Raw genomic sequence first — 23,574 nt, forward strand, 5'->3', positions numbered from 1 at the left:
GGGGTGGTGATCGACGAACCGGCCACCCCACCCGCCCACGGCGGCACGCCCGCGCATGGCGATGCGCCCGCTTACGGCGGCACGCCTGCCCACGGCGGTGCGCCTGTGCGCGGCGATGCGTCTTCACGTGGCGATGCGCCTGCGCGTGGCGATGCGCCTGCGCGTGGCGATGCGCCTGCGCGTGGCGATGCGCCTGTGCGCGGCGATGCGCCTGCGCGTGGCGGTGCCTCTGCGCGCGGGGGCGCGGTCGGCGGCGGGTCGCGTGCTGGGCTCCTGCGTGGCTGGGTCGCGGTGGCGGGTGACACGCCCGCCGCGCTCGCCCTGGGAGCCGAGCTGATCGCCCGCTGGGCGGAGCCGCACCGCCGCTACCACACCCTCACCCACCTCACCGCCGTCCTGACCGCCATCGACGACCTCACCGACGCCGGGCCCGACGACCCGGCAGCCGTCCGCCTGGCAGCCTGGTTCCACGACGCGATCTACGACGGCCGCCCGGGCTGGGACGAGGAACGCAGCGCCCAACTGGCCCAGGCCCGCCTCCCGCAATGCGGCGTCCCCACCGGACGGGTGGCGGAGACGGCCAGGCTGGTCCGCCTCACCGCCGCCCACGACAAGCTCGACGCCGCCGACCGCAACGGCGCCGTCCTGTGCGACGCCGACCTGGCCGTCCTCGCGGGCCCCGGCTACGACGCCTACGCGCGGGCGATCCGCCAGGAGTACGCGCACGTCCCGGACGCCGCGTTCACCGAGGGCCGCTCGGCGGTGCTGCACCGCCTGCTCGCCACCCCCACCCTGTACCGCACCCCGCGCGCCCGCGACCTGTGGGAGGAACGCGCCCGCGCCAACATGACGGCAGAGCTGCGCACGCTACAGGCAGGCTGACCGGGCAGAGGCATGAGCACAGAGCACTCACCGCCGATGACAAGCCTCAGCGCGGCCGGTGCTGCTTGCGGCGGCGCAGCCCCGCCTCCACCAGCCGCCGCAACAGCTCCCGCGAGCTGACCGCCTCGGCCCCCAGCTCCACCGCCCGCGCGTGCACGGTCTCGGGCACGTCGTAGTGATCGCGATCGAACGCCCGCGTCGGCACCCCCAGCCGCACCGCGAACGCGTGCAGCTCGTCCAGGGACCTGTCGCTGACGAGATGCGACCACATGAGCCCGCGCGGCCCCGGCCAGTTGGGCGGATCGATGAGAACGGTCACGACGTCAAGGGTAGAACCCTCCCACGCACCTCGATCGCCCCCAGATCGGGCACCGCGGCACGATCCTCCTCGACCACGACCACCAGCCCGAACCCGCCCTTGCCCACGGCCTCGATGGCGGGCAGCGCAGACACCACCACCGCGACCTTGGCCGCGGGCAGGTCGAGCCGCCGCGCCGCCTCCAGGAAGAGGGCCGGGTCGGGTGTGCCGGGGAGGTTGAGCAGGGCGGCGTCGTTGCCGTCCACCATGAGGTCGAACAGGCGCATGACGCCCGCCGAGCCCACCAGCTTGCGTCCGTGCAGGCTGGCGGAGACGGCGGCCGTGCGGGCGCCGCGGTGCCGCAGCTCGTGCAGCAGCGCCACGGTGGCGGGGAACGCGGCGACGCCGTACTTGTCCACCTGTTCCATGAACACGCGGTCCTTGGCCAGGCCCAGCCCGTGCACGGTGGGAGCGCCAGGCTCGTCGTCGGGCGACCCCTCCGGGACGCTGAGGCCGCGGGCGGCCAGGAAGGTGCGGATGCCGTCGAGGCGCGGGCGCCCGTCCACGTGGCGCAGGTAGTCGCCGCGGATGTCGAACGGCGCCGAGCGGCCGCGCAGGAACGCGTCGAAGACGTGCTTCCAGGCGGCCGCGTGCCCCCGAGCGGTGTCAGTGACCACGCCGTCGGTGTCGAAGACGACGGCGCTGATCGCGGTCAGGTCGATGACAGGCTCGTTCACACAGCGAACGTAACCGCTCTACCAGGCGACGGGTAGCTCTTTGACGCCGTAGACGATGGCGAGTTCCCTGAACGGCACCTCTCCGGCGACGTGCAGGTCCGGGAAGCGGCGCAGCAGCGCGGGGAAGGCGATGCGCATCTCCATCTGCGCCAGGGGCGCGCCGATGCAGCGGTGGATGCCGTGTCCGAAGGCCAGGTGCGAGCCGGCCGTCTCGCGGCCGGGCCGCACCTCGTCCATGCCGTCGCCGAGCGCCGGGTCGCGGTTGGCGCCGGTCAGCGAGCACAGCACCATCTCGCCCTTCTTGATGGGCACGCCGTGCAGCTCCAGGTCGTCGCGGGCGAAGCGCGGGAAGGCGACCTGCACGACCGTCATGTAGCGCAGCAGTTCCTCGACCACGTCCACGACGTAGCCGTCGACCTCGCGCACCTTGGCGGCCTGCTCGGGGTTGCGCAGCAGCCAGAGCGTGCCGAGCGCGAGCATGCTGGTGCTGGTGTCGTGGCCGCCGGTCAGCAGGCCGTCGGCCATGCTGGCGAGCGTGCGGTCGTCGAGCTCGTCGCCGTGCTCGCGCAGGAGCTGGCCGAGCAGCCCGTCGCCCGGGTTCTGCCGCTCCCTGGCGACGAGGTCCGTGAGGTACGCCATCGCGTCGTTGATGGCCTGCAGCGACGCCTCGGGGCCGGCGGTGAAGTCGAAGCGGTCCTTGCTGAGCTTGACGAAGTCGGCGCGCTCGTCGTACGGGACGCCGAGCAGCTCGCACACGACGAGCGACGGGATCGGCAGGCAGAACTCCTCGACCAGATCGACAGGCATCCCGTCGGCGGCGCCCTTGGCCTCGATGCGGTCGAGGGACTCCGCGACCATGGCCTCGATGCGCGGCTCCAGCCTGCGCAGGCGGCGCATGGTGAACTCGGGCGTGAGGTACTTGCGCAGCCGCGTGTGCTCGGGTGGGTCGCGGAAGCCGAGACCGCCGGGGTCCTCCTGGTTGGAGCCGAGCCCGATCACGCCCGCGAAGTCGTTGCTGAAGCGCTCGTGGTCGCCTAGCACCGAGCGGACGTCGTCCCAGCGGGTGACGAGGTACACCGTCTGGTCACCCGGGATCCGCATGGGGAAGACCGGGTGCTCGGCCCTGATGCGCGCGAGCTCGCCCACGGGGTCGAACCCGTCGCGCATGAACTGGACGAGCGGGAACTCTTCTGTCTCTGACATCGAAATCCGTCCTGGCTGGGATGCATCACACCATGTTGGGATAAATCCCTGCATAGATGGTCCCATCCGGAAAGGTGAATGGTGCCCTCCGAAAGGACGAATTTACATCTCACCCTCACCGCCCTTGCCAGGGCGGGTGACGGTCATGTCCCGGCTAACGACCTGGTCACCTCCTCCGGCGGCGGCAATGTCCTGTCACGGGCATGAACGGGCGGATCGGGCGGCACCGCCTCCGCCGACAGGGCGGGCGGCGAGGGCTTGGGCCTGCGCGGCTCCCGCACCCCGCCCTTGCCTCCTGGCGGGTCGGTGAACGGCGGGTAGTCGCGTTGGGTCCAGTGAGGTTCGCCGGGGCCGAAGCCGGGTGGCCAGGCGGGTGCGCCGCTGGAAAGAGCACGGCGTCTTCGCGATCGCTTGCTCACATTCCCTCCTCCGCGTCCCATTGTGCGCCCGGCCACGGCCCGCGACCAGCCGAAATCGGAGCTGTCACCACGACGGCAGGGGCCGCGGCGACCGGGCCGCCGGGCTCGCGGTCACGCCGGCGGCGGCGCGGCGCTCCCGGGCGCGGCCTGCGGGGGAGCGGTGGGGGTGGCCGGTGCAGTGGTTGGTGCTGTGGCTGATGCTGTGGCCGGTGCTGTGGCCGGTGCTGTGGCCGGGGTCGACTGCTGGCGGACGAGCACGGCGCCCAGCAGCGCGACGAACGCCATGATCGACGCCGTCTGCTGCTCCGTCAGCGACACCCCGAACACCAGCCCCAGCGTGACGGCGGCCTGCGCGAACCCCAGCACCGCCGCCTTGACGCTCCTCCCGCCGTCCAGGTCCCGCGTGGCGAACGCCGTCCAGACGCCCAGCCCCGCCGCCGCGATCGAGTTGACCGCCGCGACCTGCTCGGTCGTCAGCGGCAGGAAGAGCGCCGTCAGCATCTGCAGGCCCGCGCTCAGCAGGCCGAGCGCGAGCGCAGGCTCGCGGACGAAGAACTTCATGGTCGGTTTCCCCCTCCGGTGAATCGGGCCCCTGTGACGGAAGAGGGAAAGAGCCCTGGCTTGATACACCTCCGTAAAGTGCCCTGAACAGCAGTGAAAGCAGGGCAAACTGGGGCAGCAGACGGCGTTTGGCGTACAAGATGGCGACATTCTGCGATGATCTCGTCGCATAGAGCCGGAGTTTGAGCCATCACGGATAGTGACTGATGCCGACATTTGAGGAAATAACAGCCTTCATCACCGAGAAGCCGCTCGCCACCGCCGTCATCGCGCTGCTGAGCCTGGTCGGCCTGGTGCTCGCGGTCCTGGCGCTCAGGGTCGCCTGGCGTGCCGTGGCCTGGTTGTTCACCAGGTACGTCGCCCTGCGGCCCGTCGAGGACGTGCTGACCATCGTGGCCGCCTCCATCGCCACCGGCGTCTCCGCCCAGGGCATGTGGCGCTTCTCGGGAGACGTGCTGGGCCTCGACGGGCCGCTGCGGTTACTGCTGTTCGCGTTCATCGAGGTCGCGATCATCACCTCCGCCGTACGCGCGCGCCGCAACATGCGCGAGAACTTCTCGGCCGGCATCGACGGCATCGCCGTGTGGGCCCTGACCTGCCTGACCGCCGTGCTGTCCTCGATGGACGCGCGCAGCCTGCCCGAAGCCGTCTTCCGCCTGGCCGCCCCGCTCGTCGCCGCCTGGCTGTGGGAACGCGGCATGGCCATCGAACGCCACCGCATTCGCGGCACCGGCCGCATCAACTGGCGGCTCACCCCCGAGCGGCTGCTGGTCCGGCTCGGCCTGGCCGAGGTCAGCGACCGCACCGCCAGTGAGGTCGACGCCCACCGCAGGCTGACCAGGGTCGCGCTGGCCGCCAAGAAGGCCAAGGCGCTGCGCGAGGCCGGCGCCCCCGACCGCAAGATGCGCGCCGCGCTGGCCAAGCTCGACAAGGCCATGGACCAGGCCGTCGAGCACACCGGCCTGGCCGTCGACCCGGCCCGCCAGGAAGCGCTGCTCGCCCAGATCGCCGCCCTCTACAACACCTCCGCGCTCATCGACGCCGACCCCCGCGTGCCCTGGGAGCCCGAGGCCGACCACCACCCCGTCCCCGCCAGGCCCGCCCTGCCGCCCGCGCTGGCCGAACTCGTCAACGACGAGGACGAGGACGCCGTGCTGTTCGACACCACCCCGCAGGTCGTCAGCACCGCGGAACGGGCCGCGCTCATGCGGGCCGCCCGCGTGTTCTGGGACCGGCAGATCTCCAAGGGCATCGTGCCGCGCACGGTGGACATCGCGCAGGAGATCGGGATCTCGCTGGCCACGGCGCGCGAGTACCGGGCGCTGTGGAAGCTGGAGCCGGCGGCGCACGCGCTCATCGAGGCGCTGTACCAGCAGCACGGCATCGTGGACACGGGCGCGTTCCCGGCCATCGCGGACGACGGGCGGGTGCTGACCACCAAGTCGTAAGCTGGTCCTCCGTCCCCCGGCCCGGTGCGACTGGATCGGGACGCGCCCGCGATCGGGCACGGCACTGTGTGAGGCGCGGCGCGTTGGCGAGCTGCGGCATCCACGTGAGGTGCGGCACGATGGCGAGCTGCGGCACGCGAGTGGGGCGTGGCATGCGTGCGGTGCGGGCAGGCGTGGGGCGGGTCGAGACGGAGGGGGGGAGCGGGTGCGGGAGCGGACGCTCGAACGCGTCAGGAAGCTGCTGGCCAAGGCCGAGCGCACCGACAACGAGCACGAACGCGCCACGTTCATGGCCGCCGCCTCCGCGCTGATGGCCAAGCACGGCATCGACTCGCTGCCCCCCGCGGGCACCCGCCAGGTCCCCGGCGACCGGATCGTCACCCTGCCCGCCCCCTGGGCCAGGGAGAAGGCCCGGCTGGTGAGCCTGGTGGCGCAGGCGCTGCGGTGCAGGCCGCTGCTGATCGGGCGGGGCGACGGCGGCCAGCGGGTGCACGTGTTCGGGTTCGCGGCCGACCTGGAACGGGCCGACCTGCTGGCGACGTCGCTGCTGCTGCAGATGGCCTCGGGCCTGGCCAGGGTGGAGCTGCCGGAGGACGTCACCGCCGTGCGGGCCTACCGCAGGTCGTGGCTGCTGGGCTTCACGGACGAGGTGTACCGGCTGCTGTGCGCGGCCGAGTCCAGGGCGGAGGCCGAGTCGGCCGGTACGGGCACCGCGCTCGTCCTGGCCGACCGCAACGCGGAGGTGGCGCGGGTGGTGGCCGCCCACTACCCCGACATCCGCATGAGCGTGCCCAGGACCAGCGGCACCGGCTACCGCGACGGGGTCGCCGCCGGGCGGGAGGCCGATCTGGGCCGTACGGGGATGGCCACGGCGACGGCGCACGAGCTGACCGCTCGGTAAGCCTTTTCCAAGATCCGTCCGACGTGGCCGTGCAGGCGGTGTTCTACGCGGAGCCGTTCGGGGCACGGGTTCGGTACACGGGGTTCGCGGCACAACCGGGCGGCACAACCGGGGTGGCACAACCGGGCGGCACAACCGGGGTGGCACAACCGGGCGGCGTCCCGTGGCTGGTGGCGGTGTTCCTGGTCGGCTCGTTCGCGGCGTTCCACGCCTCACGTGAGAGCAAGGAGACGGACATATGGACATGAACGGCACGGTCGCGGTGGTCACCGGCGGCGGCACGGGCATCGGCGCGGCCGTCGCGGAGAGCCTGGCCAGGAAGGGCGCGGCGGCCGTCGTCGTCAACTACTCGCGCTCGGCGGGCGAGGCGCAGGAGACGGTCGCCCGGCTGGAGGGCCTCGGCTGCAAGGCGGAGGCGGTGGCCGCCGACGTGTCGGACGACGCCGCCGTCCGACGCCTGGCCGAACGCGTCAGGGCCGACTACGGGCGGGTGGACGCCCTGGTGTGCAACGCGGGCACCACGAAGTGGGTGCCGTTCCCCGACCTGGAGGGGCTCACCGACGAGGTGTGGCAGCGCGTCATGGGCGTCAACCTCATGGGCGCCTTCTACTGCGCCCGCGCCTTCGCTCCCGCGCTGCGCGCGTCGCGCGGCGCGATCGTGAACGTCGCCTCCGTCGCCGGGCTGCTGGCCACCGGCTCCTCCATCGCGTACGGAGTCAGCAAGGCCGCCCTGATCCAGCTCACCCGCGACCTGGCGGTGGCGCTCGGCCCCGAGATCCGGGTGAACGCGGTCGCGCCCGGCATCGTGGCCACCCGCTGGCACATCGACCGGGTGGGTGAGCAGGTGTTCACCGAGATGGCCGCCAAGGAGGAGCTGAAGGCGCCGCTGCGCCGCACCGCGCGTCCCGAGCACATCGCGCAGCTCGTCACGGCCCTGCTGGAGTCGGACCTGGTGACGGGCGAGGTGCTGGTCGGCGACGGCGGGCGGCACCTCCAGTACTGAACTGAACGGGGGCGCCTCCAGTCAGGCGCTCAGCGCGTCGGACACCAGCGAGCGGGCCTCCTCCTGCACCTGGGCCAGGTGGTCGGGGCCCTTGAAGGACTCGGCGTAGATCTTGTAGACGTCCTCGGTGCCCGACGGCCGGGCCGCGAACCAGGCGCTGCGCGTCGAGACCTTCACCCCGCCCAGCTTGGCCCCGTTACCGGGCGCCGCCGTCTGCACCGACTCGACGGGCTCGCCCGCCAGCGAGTCGGCCGTCACCTGCTCGGCCGACAGCTTGCCGAGCACGGCCTTCTCCTCGCGGGTGGCAGGCGCGTCCACCCGCGCGTACGCGGGCTCGCCGAACCGCTCGACCAGCTTCCGGTAGCGGGCGCTCGGCGACTCGCCGGTGACGGCCAGGATCTCCGAGGCCAGCAGCGCCAGGATGACGCCGTCCTTGTCGGTGGACCACACCGAGCCGTCGCGCCGCAGGAAGGACGCGCCCGCGCTCTCCTCGCCGCCGAACCCGAGCGACCCGTCCAGCAGCCCCGGCACGAACCACTTGAACCCGACAGGAACCTCGTACAGCTGCCGCCCCAGCGACTCGGTGACCCGGTCGATGATGCCGCTGCTGACCATGGTCTTGCCCACGCCCGCGTCGGACGGCCAGCCGTCGCGGTGGGTGTAGAGGTAGTCGATGGCGACGGCCAGGTAGTGGTTGGGGTTCATCAGCCCGCCGTCGGGGGTGACGACGCCGTGCCGGTCGGCGTCGGCGTCGTTGCCGGTGGCGATGTCGTAGGTGTCGCGGCCGGCGATGAGCGAGGCCATCGCGTACGGCGACGAGCAGTCCATCCGGATCTTGCCGTCCCAGTCGAGCGTCATGAACCGCCACGTCGGGTCGACCAGCGGGTTGACCACGGTCAGCGCCAGCCCGTGCCGCTCGGCGATCTCCCCCCAGTAGGCGACGCTGGCCCCGCCCAGCGGGTCGGCGCCGATCCGCACGCCGGCGGACCTGATCGCGTCGAGGTCCACGACGGACGGCAGGTCGTCCACGTACGTGCCGAGGAAGTCGTAACGCCCGGCCCTGCCGAGCGCCGCCGCGTACGGCACCCGGCGCACGCCCTTGAGCCCGTCCTGCAGCAGCCGGTTGGCGCGGTCCTGGATCCAGCCGGTGGCGTCGGTGTCGGCGGGCCCGCCGTGCGGCGGGTTGTACTTGAAGCCGCCGTCGGCGGGCGGGTTGTGCGACGGCGTGACGACGACGCCATCGGCCAGGCCGTTGGTGCGGCCCTGGTTGTGGCGCAGGATGGCGTGGGAGACGGCGGGCGTGGGCGTGTAGCCGTCACGCGAGTCGATGAGCACCTCGACGTCGTTGGCCGCGAACACCTCCAGCGCCGACACCCGCGCGGGCTCCGACAGCGCGTGCGTGTCGATGCCCAGGAACAGCGGCCCGCCGGTGCCCTGCGACTGCCGGTACTCGCAGATCGCCTGGCTCGTGGCCACGATGTGGTCCTCGTTGAACGCCGAGTTGAGCGACGACCCCCGGTGTCCCGACGTGCCGAACGCCACCCGCTGGGCCACCTCACCGGCATCGGGGTGCAGCGCGTAGTAGGACGTCACCAGCCTGGCGACGTCGACCAGGTCGGATGGCCGGGCGGGCTGTCCCGCGCGTTCATGCGTCATAGAGGTCACTTTACAAATCGGGTGCGGCCCGGCGGGTGACCGCATGGCCGGGTGGGGAGATACATTCGCGTCAGTCACCAGAACGGAGTTCTGTTCCTATGCGTTATGGATGTTTCCTCGCCGAACCCCAGGGGTCCGACGCGATCGGCGGCCTGCGCGACCAGATCGCCCAGGCTGTGGAGGACGGCTTCACCTCCGCCTGGCTCTCCAACATCTTCGGGCTCGACGCCATCACCGCCCTGACGGCGGCCGGCGTCCAGGCGCCGCCGATCGAGCTCGGCACCGCCGTCGTGCCCACCTACCCGCGCCACCCGGTCGTGCTCGCCCAGCAGGCCATGACCGCCAACGCCGCGCTCGGCGGCCGGTTCGCGCTGGGCATCGGCCTGTCGCACAAGGTCGTCATCGAGGACATGTTCGGCTACAGCTTCGAGCGGCCCGGCCGGCACATGAAGGAGTACCTCGACGTCCTGATCCCGGCCTCGCGCGGCGAGCAGGTGGCCTACCAGGGCGAGACGCTCAAGGCGAACGTGCGGCTCACCGGCCCGGGCGCGGGCTTCCCCGTGCTGGTCGCCGCGCTCGGCCCGCGCATGCTCAAGCTCGCCGGCGCCGTCGCCGACGGCACCGTGCTCTGGATGACCGGGCCGAAGACGGTCGCCGAGCACATCGCGCCCACCATCAAGGCCGCCGCCGCGGAGGCGGGCCGCGAGGCGCCCAGGATCGTCTGCGCGCTGCCCATCAGCGTCACCGACGACCCCGCCGCGGCCGTCGCGCGCGCCGACGAGATCTTCAAGATCTACGGCCAGCTCCCGTCCTACCGTGCCATGCTCGACAGAGAGGGCGCGGCCACGCCGGGCGGGGTGGCCATCGTCGGCGACGAGGACACCGTCCTGGCCAGGCTCGACGAGCTGAGGCAGGCGGGCGTGACCGACTTCGTGGGCTCGACGTTCGCCAACCGGGAACGCACCAGAGCCCTGCTGATCGGCGCGGCGAAGGGCTGATCGGCGCACATCTCCATAAGATCCGGCAAGGTGAAGCGCGTGCTACAGGGCATCGATGTGTCGAACTGGCAGGGCACCGTCGACTGGGCCGGCCATGCGGACTCCGGCGTGGCCTTCGCCTTCGCCAAGGCGACCGAGGGCGGTGACTTCACCGACAAGTGGTTCACGCGCAACTGGAACGGCATGCGCGAGAGCTGGATCGTCTGCGGCGCCTACCACTTCGCCAGGCCCAAGGGCGACCCCATCGAGCAGGCACGGCACTTCCTGGACGTGATCAGGTCGGCGGGCGGGCTGCGCCGCGGCGACCTGATCGCGCTCGACCTGGAGACCAACGACGGCCTGCGCCCCGAGCAGGTCGCCAGGTTCGCCCGCCGCTGGTGCCACCACGTCGAGCGGCACGCCGGCGTGCGGCCGTTCATCTACACCTTCCAGGCGTTCGCGCGCGGCGGGCACTGCGCAGGGCTGGCCGAACACCCTCTCTGGATCGCCAGCCCCGAGAGCCCGCGCGGCAACCCGCCGGTGCCGCGGCCCTGGCGCGACTGGACCATTCACCAGTACGCCAACAGCCCTCTCGACCGCAACCTCTTCCACGGCACCCGGCAGGAGCTGACAAAGCTGGGGTTTCACCCGCGATAGCATCGGGTGCCTACCGACGAACCTGCCTCGGTGCCGGGCATCGAGCGCGATACTCAAGGAGTCACCGTGTCAGCCGAGCTACGCATCACCCTCGCCGGAGCCGAGCGTGTGGTCGCGGCCGGCACGACGGCCGGGGGCGCGCTGGAGGCCGACGGCCGCACGGTCATCGCCGCCAAGGTCAACGGCGAGGCCCGCGACCTGGCCTGCGAGCTGGCCGACGGCGACGCGGTCGAGCCGATCGAGGTCTCCAGCGAAGAGGGCAGGGCGATCGTCCGCCACTCCACGGCGCACGTCATGGCGCAGGCGGTGCAGGAGCTGTTCCCCGACGCCAAGCTGGGCATCGGGCCGCCCGTCGAGAACGGGTTCTACTACGACTTCGACGTCGCCCAGGCGTTCAACCCCGACGACCTCAAGCGCATCGAGAAGCGCATGCGCGAGATCGTCAAGCAGGGGCAGCTCTTCTCCCGCCGCCCGGTCAGCGACGACGAGGCGCGCGACGAACTGGCGGCGGAGCCGTACAAGCTGGAGCTGATCGGCCTGAAGGGCGGCGCGGCCGACGAGGAGAGCGTCGAGGTCGGCGCGGGGCAGCTCACCATCTACGACAACCTCGACGCCAAGAGCGGCGAGCTGTGCTGGAAGGACCTGTGCCGGGGGCCGCACGTGCCCTCCACCCGGTCCATCCCGGCGTTCAAGCTGATGCGCTCCGGCGGCGCCTACTGGCGGGGCAGCGAGAAGAACCCGCAGCTCCAGCGCATCTACGGCACCGCGTGGGAGTCCCGCGACAAGCAGGACGAGTATCTCAAGCTGCTCGAAGAGGCCGAGAAGCGCGACCACCGCAAGCTGGGCGCCGAGCTCGACCTGTTCAGCTTCCCGCCGGAGCTGGGCAGCGGCCTGCCGATCTTCCATCCCAAGGGCGGGATCATCCGCAAGGAGATGGAAGACTACATGCGCAGGCGGCAGGCCGAGGCGGGCTACGAGTTCGTCAACACGCCGCACCTGACCAAGAGCTCGCTGTTCGAGACCTCCGGCCACCTGCCGTGGTACGCCGAGGACATGTTCCCCGCCTTCGAGCTGGAGGGCATCGAGTACCGCGTCAAGCCGATGAACTGCCCGATGCACAACCTGATCTACCGGGCGCGCGGGCGTTCCTACCGCGAGCTGCCGCTGCGGTTGTGCGAGTTCGGCTCGGTCTACCGCTACGAGAAGTCGGGCGTGGTGCACGGCCTGACCCGCGTGCGCGGCATGACGCAGGACGACGCGCACATCTACACCACCCGCGAGCAGATGGCCGACGAGATCAAGTCGCTGCTGCGGTTCGTGCTGAGCGTGCTGCGCGACTTCGGCCTTGAGGACTTCTACCTGGAGCTGTCCACCCGCGACGACTCCGAGAAGTTCATCGGCGACCCCGCCGAGTGGGAGGAGGCGACCGAGGCGCTGCGCCAGGTCGCCACTGAGTCCGGCCTGACGCTCAAGGACGACCCGGGCGGCGCGGCCTTCTACGGCCCCAAGATCTCGGTGCAGGCCAAGGACGCCATCGGGCGCACCTGGCAGCTCTCCACCATCCAGCTCGACCTCAACCAGCCCAAGCGCTTCGGCCTCGAATACCAGGCGGCCGACGGCTCCCGGCAGACCCCTGTCATGATCCACCGGGCGCTGTTCGGCTCCGTCGAGCGCTTCCTCGGCGTGCTCACCGAGCACTACGCGGGCGCCTTCCCGCCCTGGCTGGCCCCGGTGCAGGTGGTGGGCATCCCGATCGCCGAGGCCCACGTCCCCTACCTGCAGGACGTCGCCAAGCGGCTGCGGGCCGCCGGCATCCGGGTCGAGGTCGACGCGGCCGACGACCGGATGCAGAAGAAGATCCGCAACGCGCAGAAGGCCAAGGTGCCCTTCATGCTGCTGGCCGGTGACGACGACATCGCCAACGGCGCGGTGTCCTTCCGCTACCGCAACGGCGAGCAGAAGAACGGCGTGTCCGTGGACGACGCCATCGGCGAGATCGTCAGCGCCGTGGAGCGCCGCGTCCAGGTGTGACCCCCGACGACGCGGAAGCGGGCCGTGCCTGGTGGCACGGCCCGCTTTCCGTTTCGCCGGTCTACTTGGCGAGCGGCTGACCCTGCTTGTCGGTGAACTTGCCGATCAGGATCATGATGAAGTCGATCAGCACCCAGACGCCGAGGCCGCCGAGCGTGACGATCTGGAGGATGCCCGTCCCGACCTTGCCGACGTAGAAGCGGTGCACGCCGATCGCGCCGAGGAAGAAGCAGAGTAAGACGGCGACGATCCATGACTTCTGCATGGGAGATACCTTTCGAGTGAGGGGTGGGCCGGGCGCCAGAACTGACGCGTCCGGCCGGCTTCTGCGGGAAGGATCTTCCGCAGGGCACGAAACCCTAGCAAGGTCCCACGGCTCGCCGCAGACACTCGCGCAAACTAGCGGCTGAACAGGCGGAACGTCACCGCGGGCCGGCCGCCGAAGCGCTCCGCCTGCTCCCGGGCGAAGCCCTCGATGAGGGTGCGGGCGTAGGTCTCCGGGTCCTCGCCGGTGAGCGCCTCGATGTAGGCGCGGTGCTCCAGGAGGGAGCGGACGCCCCGCTCCAGGCCGTCGGTGACGTCCACGGCGTGGGTGGGCTCGTCGGAGCCGGCGACGGCGATCCAGCGCACGCCGTTCCACGGCGCAGCCTCCGTATCCGGAAATATCCAGCGATTCCCGGCGTCTCCGACCGCGTCCATCACCGCCCGGCCGACCGCCCGGTGGTCGGGGGTGTTCCAGTACGTGCCGCCCCAGGTGTCCTCGTAGTTGAGCGTGATCACCAGCTCGGGGCGGTGCCTGCGGATGGCGGCGGCCAGCTCCCTGCGCAGCGCGACGCCGTACTCGATCACGCCGTCGGTGTGGTCCAGGAACTCCACCCCCGTCACCCCCGCCACGGCCGCGCTGGCCCGCTGCTCCCGCTCGCGCACCGGGCCCGCCTTGGCGGGCTCCAGCGTGTCGATGCCCGCCTCGCCGCGGGTGGCGAGCAGGTAGGAGACGGTGCGTCCCGCGTCGGTCCAGACGGCCACGGCGGACGCGCAGCCGTACTCGAGGTCGTCGGGGTGGGCCACGATGGCCAGGGCGCGCTGCCAGTCGTCGGGCATGGGTTCGAGCTGATCCGTCATGCCTGCCATCCTGACACCCGCCACCGGCGGCCGACAGCGCGCGGTTCGCGGGGGTTCGTGGCGGAGTGTGCTGTGCGGCGAGCGCGCTTTACGACGAGAGTGCCCTATGGCAAGTGCGCTGTGCGAGGCGTGCGCTCCGCATGGCGTGCGCTCCGTAAGGCGTGCGCTCCGTGAGGCGCGAGGCGTGCGCTGTGCGAGTCGCGCGAGTCGCGCGAGTCGCGTGAGGCGTGCGCTGTGCGAGTCGCGCGAGGCGTGCGCTGGGCGAGGCTGCGAGGCGTGCGCTCCGCGAGGCGGGCGTTCTGCGACGTGTGCGTTCGGGTGGGTGTGTCTCACGCGGCGGGCGCTTTGCGGGTCGGGCGGGGTTCACGGCGGGTGGGTGCTCGTGCGAGGCTTGCGCCGGGAGGGCGAGAGCGGCACGTGGGCCAGGGGAGGCGACGTGGGCGACGAGAGCGAGGCCGTCGCGGCCGTCAGGCAGGGCGGGCAGGCCGTGTTCGGCGAGCTGGTCGAGGAGCATCGGCACGAGCTGCACGTGCACTGCTACCGGATGCTCGGCTCGTACACCGACGCCGACGACATGGTCCAGGAGACCATGATGCGGGCCTGGCGGCGGCGCGAGACGTTCGAGGGCCGCTCCACGCTGCGGGCCTGGCTCTACCGCATCGCCACCAACGCCTGCCTGGACCTGCTGTCCGGCCCTGCCCGCTCCCGCGAGATCACGGTCGGCGTGGGCGGCGAGCCGCGTTCGCCGTTCGCGGAGGTGCCGTGGCTGCAGCCGTACCCCGACCGGCTGCTCGACCTGGCCGCGCCGGGGGAGGGCACGCCGGACGCGGTGGCGGTGGCCAGGGAGACGATCGAGCTGGCGTACCTGGCCGCGATCCAGCACCTGCCGCCGCGCCAGCGGGCGGTGCTGATCCTGCGGGACGTGGCCGGATGGTCCGCGGAGGAGACCTCGCAGGCGCTGGAGCTGAGCGTGGCGGCCGTCAAGAGCGCGCTGCAGCGGGCCCGCGCGACGCTGCGCATGCACCTGCCCGCCCGCCGTACGCAGTGGGGGCCCGCCACGGCGCCGAGCGAGCAGGAGCGGGCCGTGCTGCGCCGCTACATGGAGGCCTCCGTGGACGGCGACCTGTCGGCGCTGGCCGAGCTGCTGCGAGAGGACGCCCGGCAGACGATGCCGCCGGCGTCGCAGGTGTTCGACGGGCGGCAGGCCATCCTCGACATGTGGCGCCCCGTCATGGCCGGTCCGGAGGCGTGGGGTGACTGGCGGGCGCTGGCCACCCGCGCCAACCGGCAGCCGGCCGTCGCCAACTACGTACGCCGCCCGGGGCAGAGCCGCTTCACGGCGGTCAACATCGACGTGCTCCGCGTCGAGGACGGCTTGATCGCCGAGATCACCACGTTCGGCGCCGAGCTGCACGCCGCCTTCGACCTGCCGCAAGAGCTCTGACCGCAAGAGCAAGGCTCTGATCCCGAGAGCCGCCGGAGAAGCCCCGATCCGAAGAGAAGGGAGATTTCCCGATCCCGACCGATTCCTTTCCCGCCGCCGCGCCGTCATATGGCCGTACGACCACTCACTAGAGAGGAAATTCCGCCATGACCGAGCACAACGACCCCAAGCTCAAGGCCCTGGACCGCCTCGTCGGCACCTGGAAGGTCACCGGCGCCGCCCCCGGCACCGTCACCTACCGCTGGATGGAGGGCGGCCACTTCCTCATCCAGGACGTGGACCTCACGCAGGACGGCGGCACGGTCAAGGGCACGGAGTTCATCGGCAGGAAGCGCCCGTACGGGGCGGAGGCGCCCAGCGAGGACGTGCACTCCTGGTACTTCGACAGCGACGGCAGCACCCTGGCCTACGTGTACGAGGTCGAGGGCGACACGCTGACGATCTGGGCGCACAAGAGGGATTCCGGCGCCTACTACCGCGGCACGTTCAGCGCCGACGGGGCGAGCGTCACCGGCGCCTGGGTCTACCCGGGAGGCGGCGGCTACGAGTCGAACATGACGCGGGTGGGCTGAGCCTCAGCCCGGCTCCCCGCCGTCGTCGAGGTCCTCGGCGAGGTCGCGGTCAGCGGCCCGGCCCTCGCCGGGGAGCCGGACGTCGTCGACGGTGACGTTGACCTCCATGACGCGCATGCCGAGCATGCGGCTGACGTTCCTGGCGACGTTCGTCTTGACCTCGGCGGCCACGTCCATGACGACGTGGCCGTACTCGACCACGATGGTCAGGCTGACCGCCACCTGGCGGTCCTGGATCTGCGCGCTGACGCCCTGGGTGCCGCGGCGTGAGCCGATGCCGATGCGGTCGCGAACGGACTCGAAGGCCCGCGCCAGGTCGCCGCCCATGTCGGCGACCCCGGCCACCTCCAGCGCGGCCAGCGCGGCGATCTTCTCGACCACCTCGTCGGCGACCTTGATCCTCCCCTTGACCACCGCGCCGCCGGTGGGCGCCTCGATGTACGAGGGGGAGGGCTGCTCGGCGGACGGTGCGGGCTGCTCGGCTAAGGCTTCACTCATCGCGGCCTCCTGTAGGCAATGCTCAGGATTGTGCCGGAAGAGGACCCCGTTTGTCCGGGGTCCTATGCTGCTAGTTATGCACGATCAGGCAGGGGCCGGGGCCCCGGACAACTTCGACCGGCTGTGGACCCCGCATCGCATGGCCTACATCAAGGGCGAGAACAAGCCGACCGGCACGGGCCCCGGAGACGGCTGCCCGTTCGACGCCATCCCGAAGATGAGCGACGAGGACGGCCTGATCGTGAAGCGGGGGGAGACGGTCTACGCCGTGCTCAACCTGTACCCGTACAACTCGGGTCACCTGATGGTGGTGCCCTACCGGCACGTGTCCGACTACGACGAGCTGGACACGGCAGAGGTGGCGGAGCTGGGCGAGTTCACCCAGAAGTCGCTGCGGGCGCTGCGCAAGGCCAGCGGCGCGCAGGGCTTCAACGTCGGCATGAACCTGGGCCACGTCGCGGGCGCGGGCATCGCCGCCCACCTGCACCAGCACGTGGTGCCCCGGTGGGGCGGCGACACCAACTTCATGCCGGTCGTCGCGCGGACGAAGGTGCTGCCGCAGCTACTTCGCGACACCCGCCAGTTGCTCGCCGACGCCTGGGACTGACTCGCTCTCCCGGCGCAGCGCGCCGATGCCGGTGGCGAGCAGCAGCGGTACGGCCAGCGCCAGGGCCATCGACAGCACGGCCGCGCCCGAGTCGTTGACCAGCATCCCGACCACGCCGCTGACGAGCGTGCCGATCAGCCCGGCACGCAGCGCGGGGGAGTGCTCGAACGCCGCGGGCACGACCCCGGCCGACGCCTGCTCGGGGCGCAGGATCGCGTACACCAGGAACGCCACGGCGGCGATCACGATCGGCATCAGGTTCGGGTTGGCCAGGGTGGAGATCATGGCGACGAACTTGCGCCAGATGACGTCGAACGCCTCCCCCGTCAGCACCTGCCCGACGAACCTGCCCAGGTGCGACTGCTCGGCGGGCGGCCGCAGGTAGTTGAGCCACGCGAAGCCCATCACGATCACGCCTCCGGCCACGCAGAACGCGCCCAGCTTGACCAGCGAGACCCGCCTGCCCGACAGGATCAGCGCGGTCACCGCGATGCCCGGCACGAACGCGATCACGCCGCCGAAGTCGCTGCCCATCCCTGAGCCGCCCAGCACCATCGCGAACGCCCCCAGCACCACGATCGCGGCCACCCCGACCTTGCCCGGCCAGCGGTGCGCGATCACCGTGGTGGCCAGCAGCGTGCCGGTCGCCAGCAGCGCGAACGGGATGTTGCCGAGGCCGAAGTAGCGGGCGCCCTGCTCGGCGCTGTAGCCCATGAAGCTGTTGAGCTGCAGGGTGGTGCCGGTGAGCAGGTCGCCGACGAGCGTGAGCGCCGTGATCGCGGCGACCACGGCCAGCGGGCCGAGCGGCCTGCGCCGCCACGGCCCCGCCAGGGCCAGCGCGGTGATCGCCGCCCACCAGGCCGCCATGCCGCCGAACAGCTCCAGGTGGTTGTCCCACGGCAGCAGGTTGACCAGGAACGAGGTGACGGGCAGCGCCGCGAGCGCCACGGCGGCGCGGCGCACCCAGGGCAGGCTCTTGCGGCGGCGCAGCAGCAGGAAGGCCAGCACGTAGAACAGCACCTGGAACACCGCCAGGGCGGTGAAGTAGGCGGCCTTGGCCGAGCGCATGGTCTGGGCGGTGGCGTCGGCGCTCGCCAGGTGCTCGAAGGCGGCGGCCTTGTCGCCCTGGCTGTCGCCCGGCCCGCCGCCCAGCCTGTCGCCCAGGCGCAGTGGCGCGCCCACCACCGTGCTCGGGACGGCCACGCCCACCTTGTCCAGCACGGTGGCGGTCAGGTCGGTCAGGATCGAGATGTCGTCGCGGCGGGTGGAGGCCGCGCCCAGCAGCCGCCCCTCGGCGCCGGGCTCGCGCAGCGCGGCCACCCGCAGGTGCGGCACGGAGCCGTGGTCCGACAGGCCCGCCAGCAGCACCGTCGTGTCCGCGGGCAGCTTCGACAGCAGCGCGCCCGCCTTCGCGTCGGCCAGCCGCAGCGCCTGGCGGCGCTCGGCGGCATCAAGTTTCTCCGGCACCTTGGGCAGCTTGTCGGGCTCGCCCGCCAGGTAGGCCTGGACGAGGTCGTCCACGTCCATCGCGACCATCCGGCACCCGCCCAGGTCGGCGGCGGCCACCTGATCCGGCGTGGCGCGGTAGTGCGCCACCGCGCCCTGCTGGTCGGCCAGCGCCAGCGCCGCGCCGGGCCCGATCGCCACCGAGCACTGCCCGGCCGCCTTCAGCGCCTCGCCCAGCGTGCCCGCGGTGCGCTGACCGGCCACGTCGATGAGGTAGCGGTAGTCGGGGATGACGGCGCCGTCACCTTGGGCCTCGGGCTTCGGCGGCGCGCCGCACGCGTACCCGGCCGCCGCCCTGGTGCCCGCCGACACGGTGAGCCACCCGTCGTAGGGGCAGGTCACGTTGCCGACCGTGCGGACGGACAGGGAGCCGACCGCGCTGGACCCGGCCAGCGCCCACAGATGCGGGGTGTCGGACGGGGTCAGGTCGTTCCAGTGCAGGCCGGGCACTCCGATGAGCGCCACCCGGCCCGCCTCCGCCCGCGCCCCGGCGGGGCCGGCGAACCAGGCATGACCGATAATCAGCTGACCGACCAGCACGGCCAGCACGACCAGCGCGCGCCTCACTCCGATGACCTCCCGTGATCGCAGAGTTCTGTGGCACGGCCGAGCTAGGTAGTGCTAGGTCATGTTCCGGCGCCACCAGACGCGACTACCCTCTCATGGGTGGCGAGCGCGGGAGGCCGTTCTGGGCTTGCCGGGCGGCGATCGTACGGATCGATCGCCGCGCGCCACGCCGAGGTCAGGCGGTCACCGGGGTGAGCCAGTGCTGGTAGCGCTCGTCCCTGCCGTGCACCACGGCGTCGTAGGCGTCGGCCAGCCGGGCCGTCACGGAGCCGTGGCCGAGCTCCCGCTTGTCCACCGAGGTGACGGGCACGATCCCGGCCGCCGTACCGCACAGGAACACCTCGTCGGCGGCGTACAGGTCGGACCGCATCAACTCCCGCCTGACCGCCCGCACCCCGAGGTCGCCGGCCAGCCGCTCGACGGTGTCCTGCGTCAGCCCCTCCAGCGCGCCCGCACTGGCGGGCGGCGTGGCCAGCAGCCCGTCACGCACCACGAACAGATTGGCCCCCGTGCACTCGCTGACGTAACCGGCGGCGTTGAGCAGCACGGCCTCGTCGTAGCCGGCGTCGAGCGCCTCCTGCTTGGCCAGGACGGAGTTCAGGTAAGGGCCGGTGGCCTTGGCCGAGGTGGGCACCACCATGGGGTCGTTGCGCCGCCACGAGCTGGTCATCAGCCGCACCCCTGAGCCCAGCAGCGCGCCCCACTCCCAGGTGGCGATGGACACGGTGGTGGGGCAGTTGCGCGCCGCGATCCCCATCTCGCCGTAACCGCGGTGCGCGAGGTGGCGGATGTAGCAGGACGGCCGGCCGTTCGCGGCGACGGTGCGCAGCGTCGCCTCCCGCAGCTCCTCCAGCGTGTACGGCATCGCCAGCCCGATGATCCGGGCACTGAGCAGGAGCCGTCGCAGATGCTCGTCGAGCCGGAACACGGCGGGCCCCCGCTCCGTCTCGAACGCCCGCGTGCCCTCCAGGACGGCGGTGCCGTAGTGCAGGGCGTGGGACAGCACGTGCACCCGGGCCTCGCCCCACGCCACGAGCTCCCCGTCCATCCAGATGAACTTGGCCTCCTCCACCCGCACTCCTTCCCTCAGTGGCCCGGCCCAGCGACATTCCGATGGGCCAATCGCGCGGCGAGTGGCACATTATCTGGATAATGGTGGCCATGGGAAGGGAAGACACCCTCGTCACGCTCGTCCGCGACCGCCTCCGGCTCCACCAGGGCCCGCCCAGCCGCCGGCTGGCCGGCGCGCTCGCCGACCTCGCCCACACCGGCCTCATCAGCCCCGGCACCCGCCTGCCCTCCGAACGCGACCTGGCCCAGGCGGTCGGGGTCAGCAGGGGGACGGTGGCGGCGGCGTTCAACGCGCTGTGCGAGGAGGGGCTGTGCGAGCGGCGGCACGGCAGCGGCACCTACGTCCTCGGCACGCCCTCCTTCGGCGCACTCCTGCAGGCGGGCGCCGTCCGCGCGGACCTGTCCACCTCCGTGGTGCCCGACCCTTCCCACCTGGTGCTGCCTTCGGTCGATCCGGCGGAGTTGATGAGGGTGCCGAGCGGGCACGGCTACGACGCCATGGGCGACCTCCGCCTGAGGACCGTACTGGCGGCGTCCTCCGGGATGGCGGCGTCTGGGGCGGCGGCGTCCGGGGCGGCGGCGTCCGGGGCGGCGGCGTCCGGGGCGGCGGCGTCTGGGGCGGCGGCGAGTGCGTCGAAGGCGTCCGGCTTGGTGGCGGGCGCGTGGGCGTCCGGGATGGCGGCGTCCGGGATGGCGGCCTCTGGGGCGGCGGCGTCCGGGATGGCGGCGAGCGGGTTGGCGGCGAGCGGGCCGTCGGGCGGTGGGAGTGTTGGCCCGAAGGACATTCTGGTCACGGCCGGTGCCCAGCAGGGCATCGACCTGGCCGCCCGCGTGCTGCTGCGGCCCGGTGACCGTGTGCTGGTGGGGGATCCCGCCTACGGTGGCGCGCTGAGCGTGTTCCGCCGGGCGGGCGCGCACGTGGTGGCCGTCGATCTCACCTCACCCCAAGCCGTGGCGGACGCCCTGGCCCGCCACCGCCCCGCTGCCGTTTATGCGGCGTGCGTGGACAACCCGACCGGGACGGTCGCGCCGCTGCGGCACGTCGCCGAGCTGGCCAGGGACGCCGACGTGACGGTGGTGGAGGACCGGGCGCTGGCGGCCCTCGTGCACGACGGCGCGCCCCCGCCCGAGCCGCTGGCGGCGGCGCATCCGTACGGGACGGTCACGGTCGGGTCGCTGTCGAAGTCGTTGTGGGGCGGCCTGCGGGTGGGCTGGGTGACGGCACCGGAGCCGCTGCTGGCCCGGCTGACCGAGGCCAAGGTGGACGCCGACCTGGCCACCAGCGCGGTCGCCCAGCGGCTGGCCACCGACCTGCTCGAACGCAACCCCGTGGCGCCGTGGCTGGCCGAGCTGGGCCGGCGCAGGGACCACTGCCTGGCGGCGCTGTCCGCGCACCTGCCCGAGTGGACGTGGACGCGGCCCGCGGGCGGGCTGTCGGTGTGGGCCCGGCTGCCCGGCGCGGACACCGACCGGTTCGCGGCCGTGGCGCGCGAGCACGGCGTCGCGGTCGCGCCCGGCTCCCTGTTCTCCCCTGACGGCCGCCACCGCGACCGGCTGCGCCTCAGCTTCGCCCTGCCACCCGACCTCCTGGACCAGGCGATCGCCGATCTCGCCCAGGCCTGGCGGGCTTACGAGCGCTAAGGCTGCCCGCCGGCCCAGGGCAGGCGGCCCTACGGGTGCTGAGGCTGCCCGCTGGCCCAGGTCTGGCGGCCCTACAGGTGCTGAGGCTGCCCGCTGGCTTAAGGCGTGACGAGCCCACGAGCGCTAAGGCCAGGCCTGACGACCCTATGGGCGCTGATCCCGCTCGCTGGCTCAGGGCTGGCGGGCCTATGGGCGCCGAAGCCGCCCGCTGGTTCAGGCGTGACGAGCCTACGAGAGCCAAGGCCGGGCCTGGTGGCCCTACTCGCGCGGATGCCGCCTGCGCCCAGGCCTGGCGGGCGTTCGAGCGCTGAAGCTGCGCGCTGGCCCAGGGCTGGCGGGCCTATGGGCGCTGAAGCCGTTCGCTGGCCCAGGTGCGGTGAGCCGAGGAAGATGACGGGTGCGTCAGCCGACCACCACGTCGTCGCCGTAGAGGACGCTGATCCCCGCCAGCCCGTCCCGCATCCAGGCCGGGGTGATGTCCGCCTTGAAGCGGTGCCGGTCGATGAGGCGTCCCGTGCGGGCGTCGAGCTTGGCGAGCGTTCTGGTGTCCTCGGCGACGTAGGTGTGCACGCCGTCGGTCAGCACGGTGTCGCTCCACGTGTCCCCCAGGTCCCGGCGCCAGGCGAGGCTGCCGTCGGCGGTTCGGTAGGCGGTCACCTGCGTACGCGTCCGCACGGTCACCAGCCCGGCCGACACGCCCATCGACTCCCCGCCTGAGGCCTCGCCGCCCCCGGCCAGTGGCACTCGCCAGACTGGCTTCCCGTCCCCGGCCCTGCGGACGTTGAGGCGGCCGCGCTCGTCCACGTAGGCCAGGCGGCCGTCCCCGAGGTCGCGGGCGTGCCACAGCGCGCCGCCGTCGAAGCGCCACAGCGGCCTGCCGTCCGCAGCGCTGAGCACGACGTCGGGCTGCGGGCCCGTGCCAGCGCCAGGGCCAGAACCAGCGCCAGGGCCAGCGCCAGCGTCAGCACTAGCGCCAGCGCCAGCGCCAGCGTCAGCACTAGCGCCAGCGCCAGCGTCAGCACTAGCGCCAGCGCCAGCACTAGCGCCAGGGCCAGCGCCAGCGCCAAGGCCAGTGCTAGGGCCAAGGCCAGAGCCAGAGCCCGTGTCAGGGCCGGGGCAGTTGCCGGAGACGAGGACGACCTGGCCCACGCCGCGCGCCGCCCCCGGCACCTGACAGGAGCCCGCCGGCCCAGGCGGATAGGACCAGCGAACCGCCCCCGTACGCCCATCCAGCACATCGAGGCGCCCCTCGTGCAAAATCACCAGGACCGGCACGGAGCCGTCGCGGGCCACGCTGATCTCCCAGGCCGCCCCCCATTCCTCGTCGTAAACCCGGTTGGCCTCGTGCCCAGGCCCCGGAGGCATGCCGGTCTGCCAGACGATGCGCCCCTCCGGAGCGTCGATGAGGGTCACCCGGCCGTCACGCCAGACGGCCGCGAGCCGCCGGTCGTCCAGCACCACGTGGCCGACCAGGTCGTCACCCCAGTCGTTCCGGTACGTCCACGCCACGCCCCCGTCGCTGATCCGCCTGCCGGTCAGGCTGTCGCCGGTGAGCCCCCACCGCCCGGACACCGCCACACCGCCGACGACCTGACTGGTGGCGGAGACCGTGCCGACGACGTCGATCGGCGGCGTCCCGAGCCCCGCCGGGCGCCACGGCCGCGTGGCGTCCCCGGCCCGGATGACGATCTCGCCCGGAACGCCGACGAGACCCAGCAGGAGCACGCTGGCCACCGCGCCGGACAACAAGTGAATCAGCCGCATGGGCCCCAG

24 protein-coding genes are annotated in these 23,574 nt (G+C 72.3%); 12 read left to right on the forward strand and 12 right to left on the reverse strand.

From position 1 onward, the window contains the following. Positions 1 to 115: 115 nt before the first annotated feature. A complete protein-coding gene (locus tag ABD331_RS36260; protein ID WP_344485255.1) occupies positions 116 to 337 on the forward strand; it encodes a hypothetical protein in 222 nt (73 codons plus the stop codon). Next, positions 292 to 882, forward strand: coding sequence for an HD domain-containing protein (locus ABD331_RS36265; RefSeq protein ID WP_344485258.1), 591 nt, complete (start codon positions 292 to 294; stop codon positions 880 to 882). Before ABD331_RS36260 ends, ABD331_RS36265 begins: the two co-directional genes overlap by 46 nt. Before the next feature lie 46 nt (positions 883 to 928). Here ABD331_RS36265 and ABD331_RS36270 read toward each other — a convergent pair whose 3' ends face one another. The 5 genes from ABD331_RS36270 to ABD331_RS36290 all read right to left on the reverse strand — a co-directional run bounded on the left by ABD331_RS36270 (position 929) and on the right by ABD331_RS36290 (position 4,100). After that, positions 929 to 1,201 (reverse strand): DUF4031 domain-containing protein, encoded by a 273-nt coding sequence (locus tag ABD331_RS36270; protein ID WP_344485261.1) that lies wholly within the window; start codon positions 1,199 to 1,201, stop codon positions 929 to 931. After that, positions 1,198 to 1,917, reverse strand: coding sequence for an HAD family hydrolase (locus tag ABD331_RS36275; protein WP_344485264.1), 720 nt, complete (start codon positions 1,915 to 1,917; stop codon positions 1,198 to 1,200). The genes ABD331_RS36270 and ABD331_RS36275 overlap by 4 nt, the downstream gene beginning before the upstream one ends. Positions 1,918 to 1,935: 18 nt before the next feature. Further along, positions 1,936 to 3,120 (reverse strand): cytochrome P450, encoded by a 1,185-nt coding sequence (locus ABD331_RS36280; RefSeq protein WP_344485267.1) that lies wholly within the window; start codon positions 3,118 to 3,120, stop codon positions 1,936 to 1,938. Between the two features lie 143 nt (positions 3,121 to 3,263). Continuing rightward, positions 3,264 to 3,539 (reverse strand): hypothetical protein, encoded by a 276-nt coding sequence (locus tag ABD331_RS36285; RefSeq protein WP_344485270.1) that lies wholly within the window; start codon positions 3,537 to 3,539, stop codon positions 3,264 to 3,266. A gap of 111 nt (positions 3,540 to 3,650) precedes the next feature. Further along, positions 3,651 to 4,100: a hypothetical protein gene (locus tag ABD331_RS36290; RefSeq protein WP_344485272.1), complete on the reverse strand. Its 450-nt coding sequence runs from the start codon at positions 4,098 to 4,100 to the stop codon at positions 3,651 to 3,653. Between the two features lie 206 nt (positions 4,101 to 4,306). Between ABD331_RS36290 and ABD331_RS36295 the strand changes: the two genes are divergently transcribed. The 3 genes from ABD331_RS36295 (at position 4,307) to ABD331_RS36305 (ending at position 7,452) form a co-directional block, all read left to right on the forward strand. Next, entirely contained in the window at positions 4,307 to 5,548 is a 1,242-nt protein-coding gene (locus tag ABD331_RS36295) for a hypothetical protein (protein WP_344485275.1), read from the forward strand. A 205-nt stretch (positions 5,549 to 5,753) separates the two neighbouring features. Next, complete coding sequence (locus ABD331_RS36300; protein WP_344485278.1) at positions 5,754 to 6,449, forward strand: DUF2786 domain-containing protein; 696 nt, start codon at positions 5,754 to 5,756, stop codon at positions 6,447 to 6,449. Positions 6,450 to 6,687: 238 nt separating this feature from the next. After that, complete coding sequence (locus ABD331_RS36305; protein ID WP_344485281.1) at positions 6,688 to 7,452, forward strand: SDR family NAD(P)-dependent oxidoreductase; 765 nt, start codon at positions 6,688 to 6,690, stop codon at positions 7,450 to 7,452. 21 nt (positions 7,453 to 7,473) lie between these two features. Here ABD331_RS36305 and pgm read toward each other — a convergent pair whose 3' ends face one another. Beyond that, positions 7,474 to 9,108 (reverse strand): phosphoglucomutase (alpha-D-glucose-1,6-bisphosphate-dependent), encoded by a 1,635-nt coding sequence (pgm, locus tag ABD331_RS36310; RefSeq protein ID WP_344485284.1) that lies wholly within the window; start codon positions 9,106 to 9,108, stop codon positions 7,474 to 7,476. A gap of 98 nt (positions 9,109 to 9,206) precedes the next feature. Here pgm and ABD331_RS36315 point away from each other — a divergent pair, with 98 nt between their 5' ends. From ABD331_RS36315 to thrS, 3 genes are all read left to right on the forward strand, one after another. After that, positions 9,207 to 10,106: a TIGR03564 family F420-dependent LLM class oxidoreductase gene (locus ABD331_RS36315; protein WP_344485287.1), complete on the forward strand. Its 900-nt coding sequence runs from the start codon at positions 9,207 to 9,209 to the stop codon at positions 10,104 to 10,106. A 30-nt stretch (positions 10,107 to 10,136) separates the two neighbouring features. Beyond that, positions 10,137 to 10,742 (forward strand): glycoside hydrolase family 25 protein, encoded by a 606-nt coding sequence (locus ABD331_RS36320; RefSeq protein WP_344485290.1) that lies wholly within the window; start codon positions 10,137 to 10,139, stop codon positions 10,740 to 10,742. Positions 10,743 to 10,808: 66 nt separating this feature from the next. Then, the gene (thrS, locus tag ABD331_RS36325) at positions 10,809 to 12,773 is read left to right on the forward strand and encodes a threonine--tRNA ligase (protein WP_425566125.1); all 1,965 of its coding nucleotides are present in this window, start codon (positions 10,809 to 10,811) and stop codon (positions 12,771 to 12,773) included. Between the two features lie 61 nt (positions 12,774 to 12,834). Here thrS and ABD331_RS36330 read toward each other — a convergent pair whose 3' ends face one another. Both ABD331_RS36330 and ABD331_RS36335 read right to left on the reverse strand, forming a co-directional pair. Next, the gene (locus ABD331_RS36330) at positions 12,835 to 13,038 is read right to left on the reverse strand and encodes a TM2 domain-containing protein (RefSeq protein WP_148436560.1); all 204 of its coding nucleotides are present in this window, start codon (positions 13,036 to 13,038) and stop codon (positions 12,835 to 12,837) included. A gap of 134 nt (positions 13,039 to 13,172) precedes the next feature. After that, positions 13,173 to 13,895, reverse strand: a complete 723-nt coding sequence (locus tag ABD331_RS36335; protein WP_344485297.1) for a PIG-L deacetylase family protein — start codon at positions 13,893 to 13,895, stop codon at positions 13,173 to 13,175. Between the two features lie 382 nt (positions 13,896 to 14,277). Here ABD331_RS36335 and ABD331_RS36340 point away from each other — a divergent pair, with 382 nt between their 5' ends. Together ABD331_RS36340 and ABD331_RS36345 are read left to right on the forward strand one after the other, a co-directional pair. Beyond that, on the forward strand, positions 14,278 to 15,339 hold the full coding sequence (locus ABD331_RS36340) for an RNA polymerase subunit sigma-70 (RefSeq protein ID WP_344485299.1): 1,062 nt from the start codon (positions 14,278 to 14,280) through the stop codon (positions 15,337 to 15,339). A gap of 146 nt (positions 15,340 to 15,485) precedes the next feature. Further along, complete coding sequence (locus tag ABD331_RS36345; RefSeq protein ID WP_148436562.1) at positions 15,486 to 15,911, forward strand: hypothetical protein; 426 nt, start codon at positions 15,486 to 15,488, stop codon at positions 15,909 to 15,911. Positions 15,912 to 15,914: 3 nt separating this feature from the next. Here ABD331_RS36345 and ABD331_RS36350 read toward each other — a convergent pair whose 3' ends face one another. Continuing rightward, a complete protein-coding gene (locus ABD331_RS36350; protein WP_344485304.1) occupies positions 15,915 to 16,409 on the reverse strand; it encodes an Asp23/Gls24 family envelope stress response protein in 495 nt (164 codons plus the stop codon). A gap of 76 nt (positions 16,410 to 16,485) precedes the next feature. On the opposite strand from ABD331_RS36350, the gene ABD331_RS36355 reads away from it, so the two are divergent. Beyond that, the gene (locus ABD331_RS36355) at positions 16,486 to 17,016 is read left to right on the forward strand and encodes an HIT family protein (protein WP_344485307.1); all 531 of its coding nucleotides are present in this window, start codon (positions 16,486 to 16,488) and stop codon (positions 17,014 to 17,016) included. Here the strand turns inward: ABD331_RS36355 and ABD331_RS36360 are convergent. Then, positions 16,972 to 19,089, reverse strand: coding sequence for a hypothetical protein (locus ABD331_RS36360; protein WP_344485310.1), 2,118 nt, complete (start codon positions 19,087 to 19,089; stop codon positions 16,972 to 16,974). The two genes, ABD331_RS36355 and ABD331_RS36360, sit on opposite strands and share 45 nt — an antisense overlap. Positions 19,090 to 19,264: 175 nt before the next feature. Beyond that, the gene (locus tag ABD331_RS36365) at positions 19,265 to 20,161 is read right to left on the reverse strand and encodes a branched-chain amino acid transaminase (RefSeq protein WP_344485313.1); all 897 of its coding nucleotides are present in this window, start codon (positions 20,159 to 20,161) and stop codon (positions 19,265 to 19,267) included. Between the two features lie 89 nt (positions 20,162 to 20,250). On the opposite strand from ABD331_RS36365, the gene ABD331_RS36370 reads away from it, so the two are divergent. Further along, positions 20,251 to 21,801, forward strand: a complete 1,551-nt coding sequence (locus ABD331_RS36370) for an aminotransferase-like domain-containing protein (protein WP_344485316.1) — start codon at positions 20,251 to 20,253, stop codon at positions 21,799 to 21,801. A 402-nt stretch (positions 21,802 to 22,203) separates the two neighbouring features. On the opposite strand, the gene ABD331_RS36375 is transcribed toward ABD331_RS36370, so the two are convergent. After that, positions 22,204 to 23,565, reverse strand: a complete 1,362-nt coding sequence (locus tag ABD331_RS36375) for an outer membrane protein assembly factor BamB family protein (RefSeq protein WP_344485321.1) — start codon at positions 23,563 to 23,565, stop codon at positions 22,204 to 22,206. Positions 23,566 to 23,574 lie beyond the last annotated feature (9 nt).

Source organism: Nonomuraea monospora, from assembly GCF_039531895.1.
In the GTDB taxonomy this organism is placed as follows: domain Bacteria; phylum Actinomycetota; class Actinomycetes; order Streptosporangiales; family Streptosporangiaceae; genus Nonomuraea; species Nonomuraea monospora.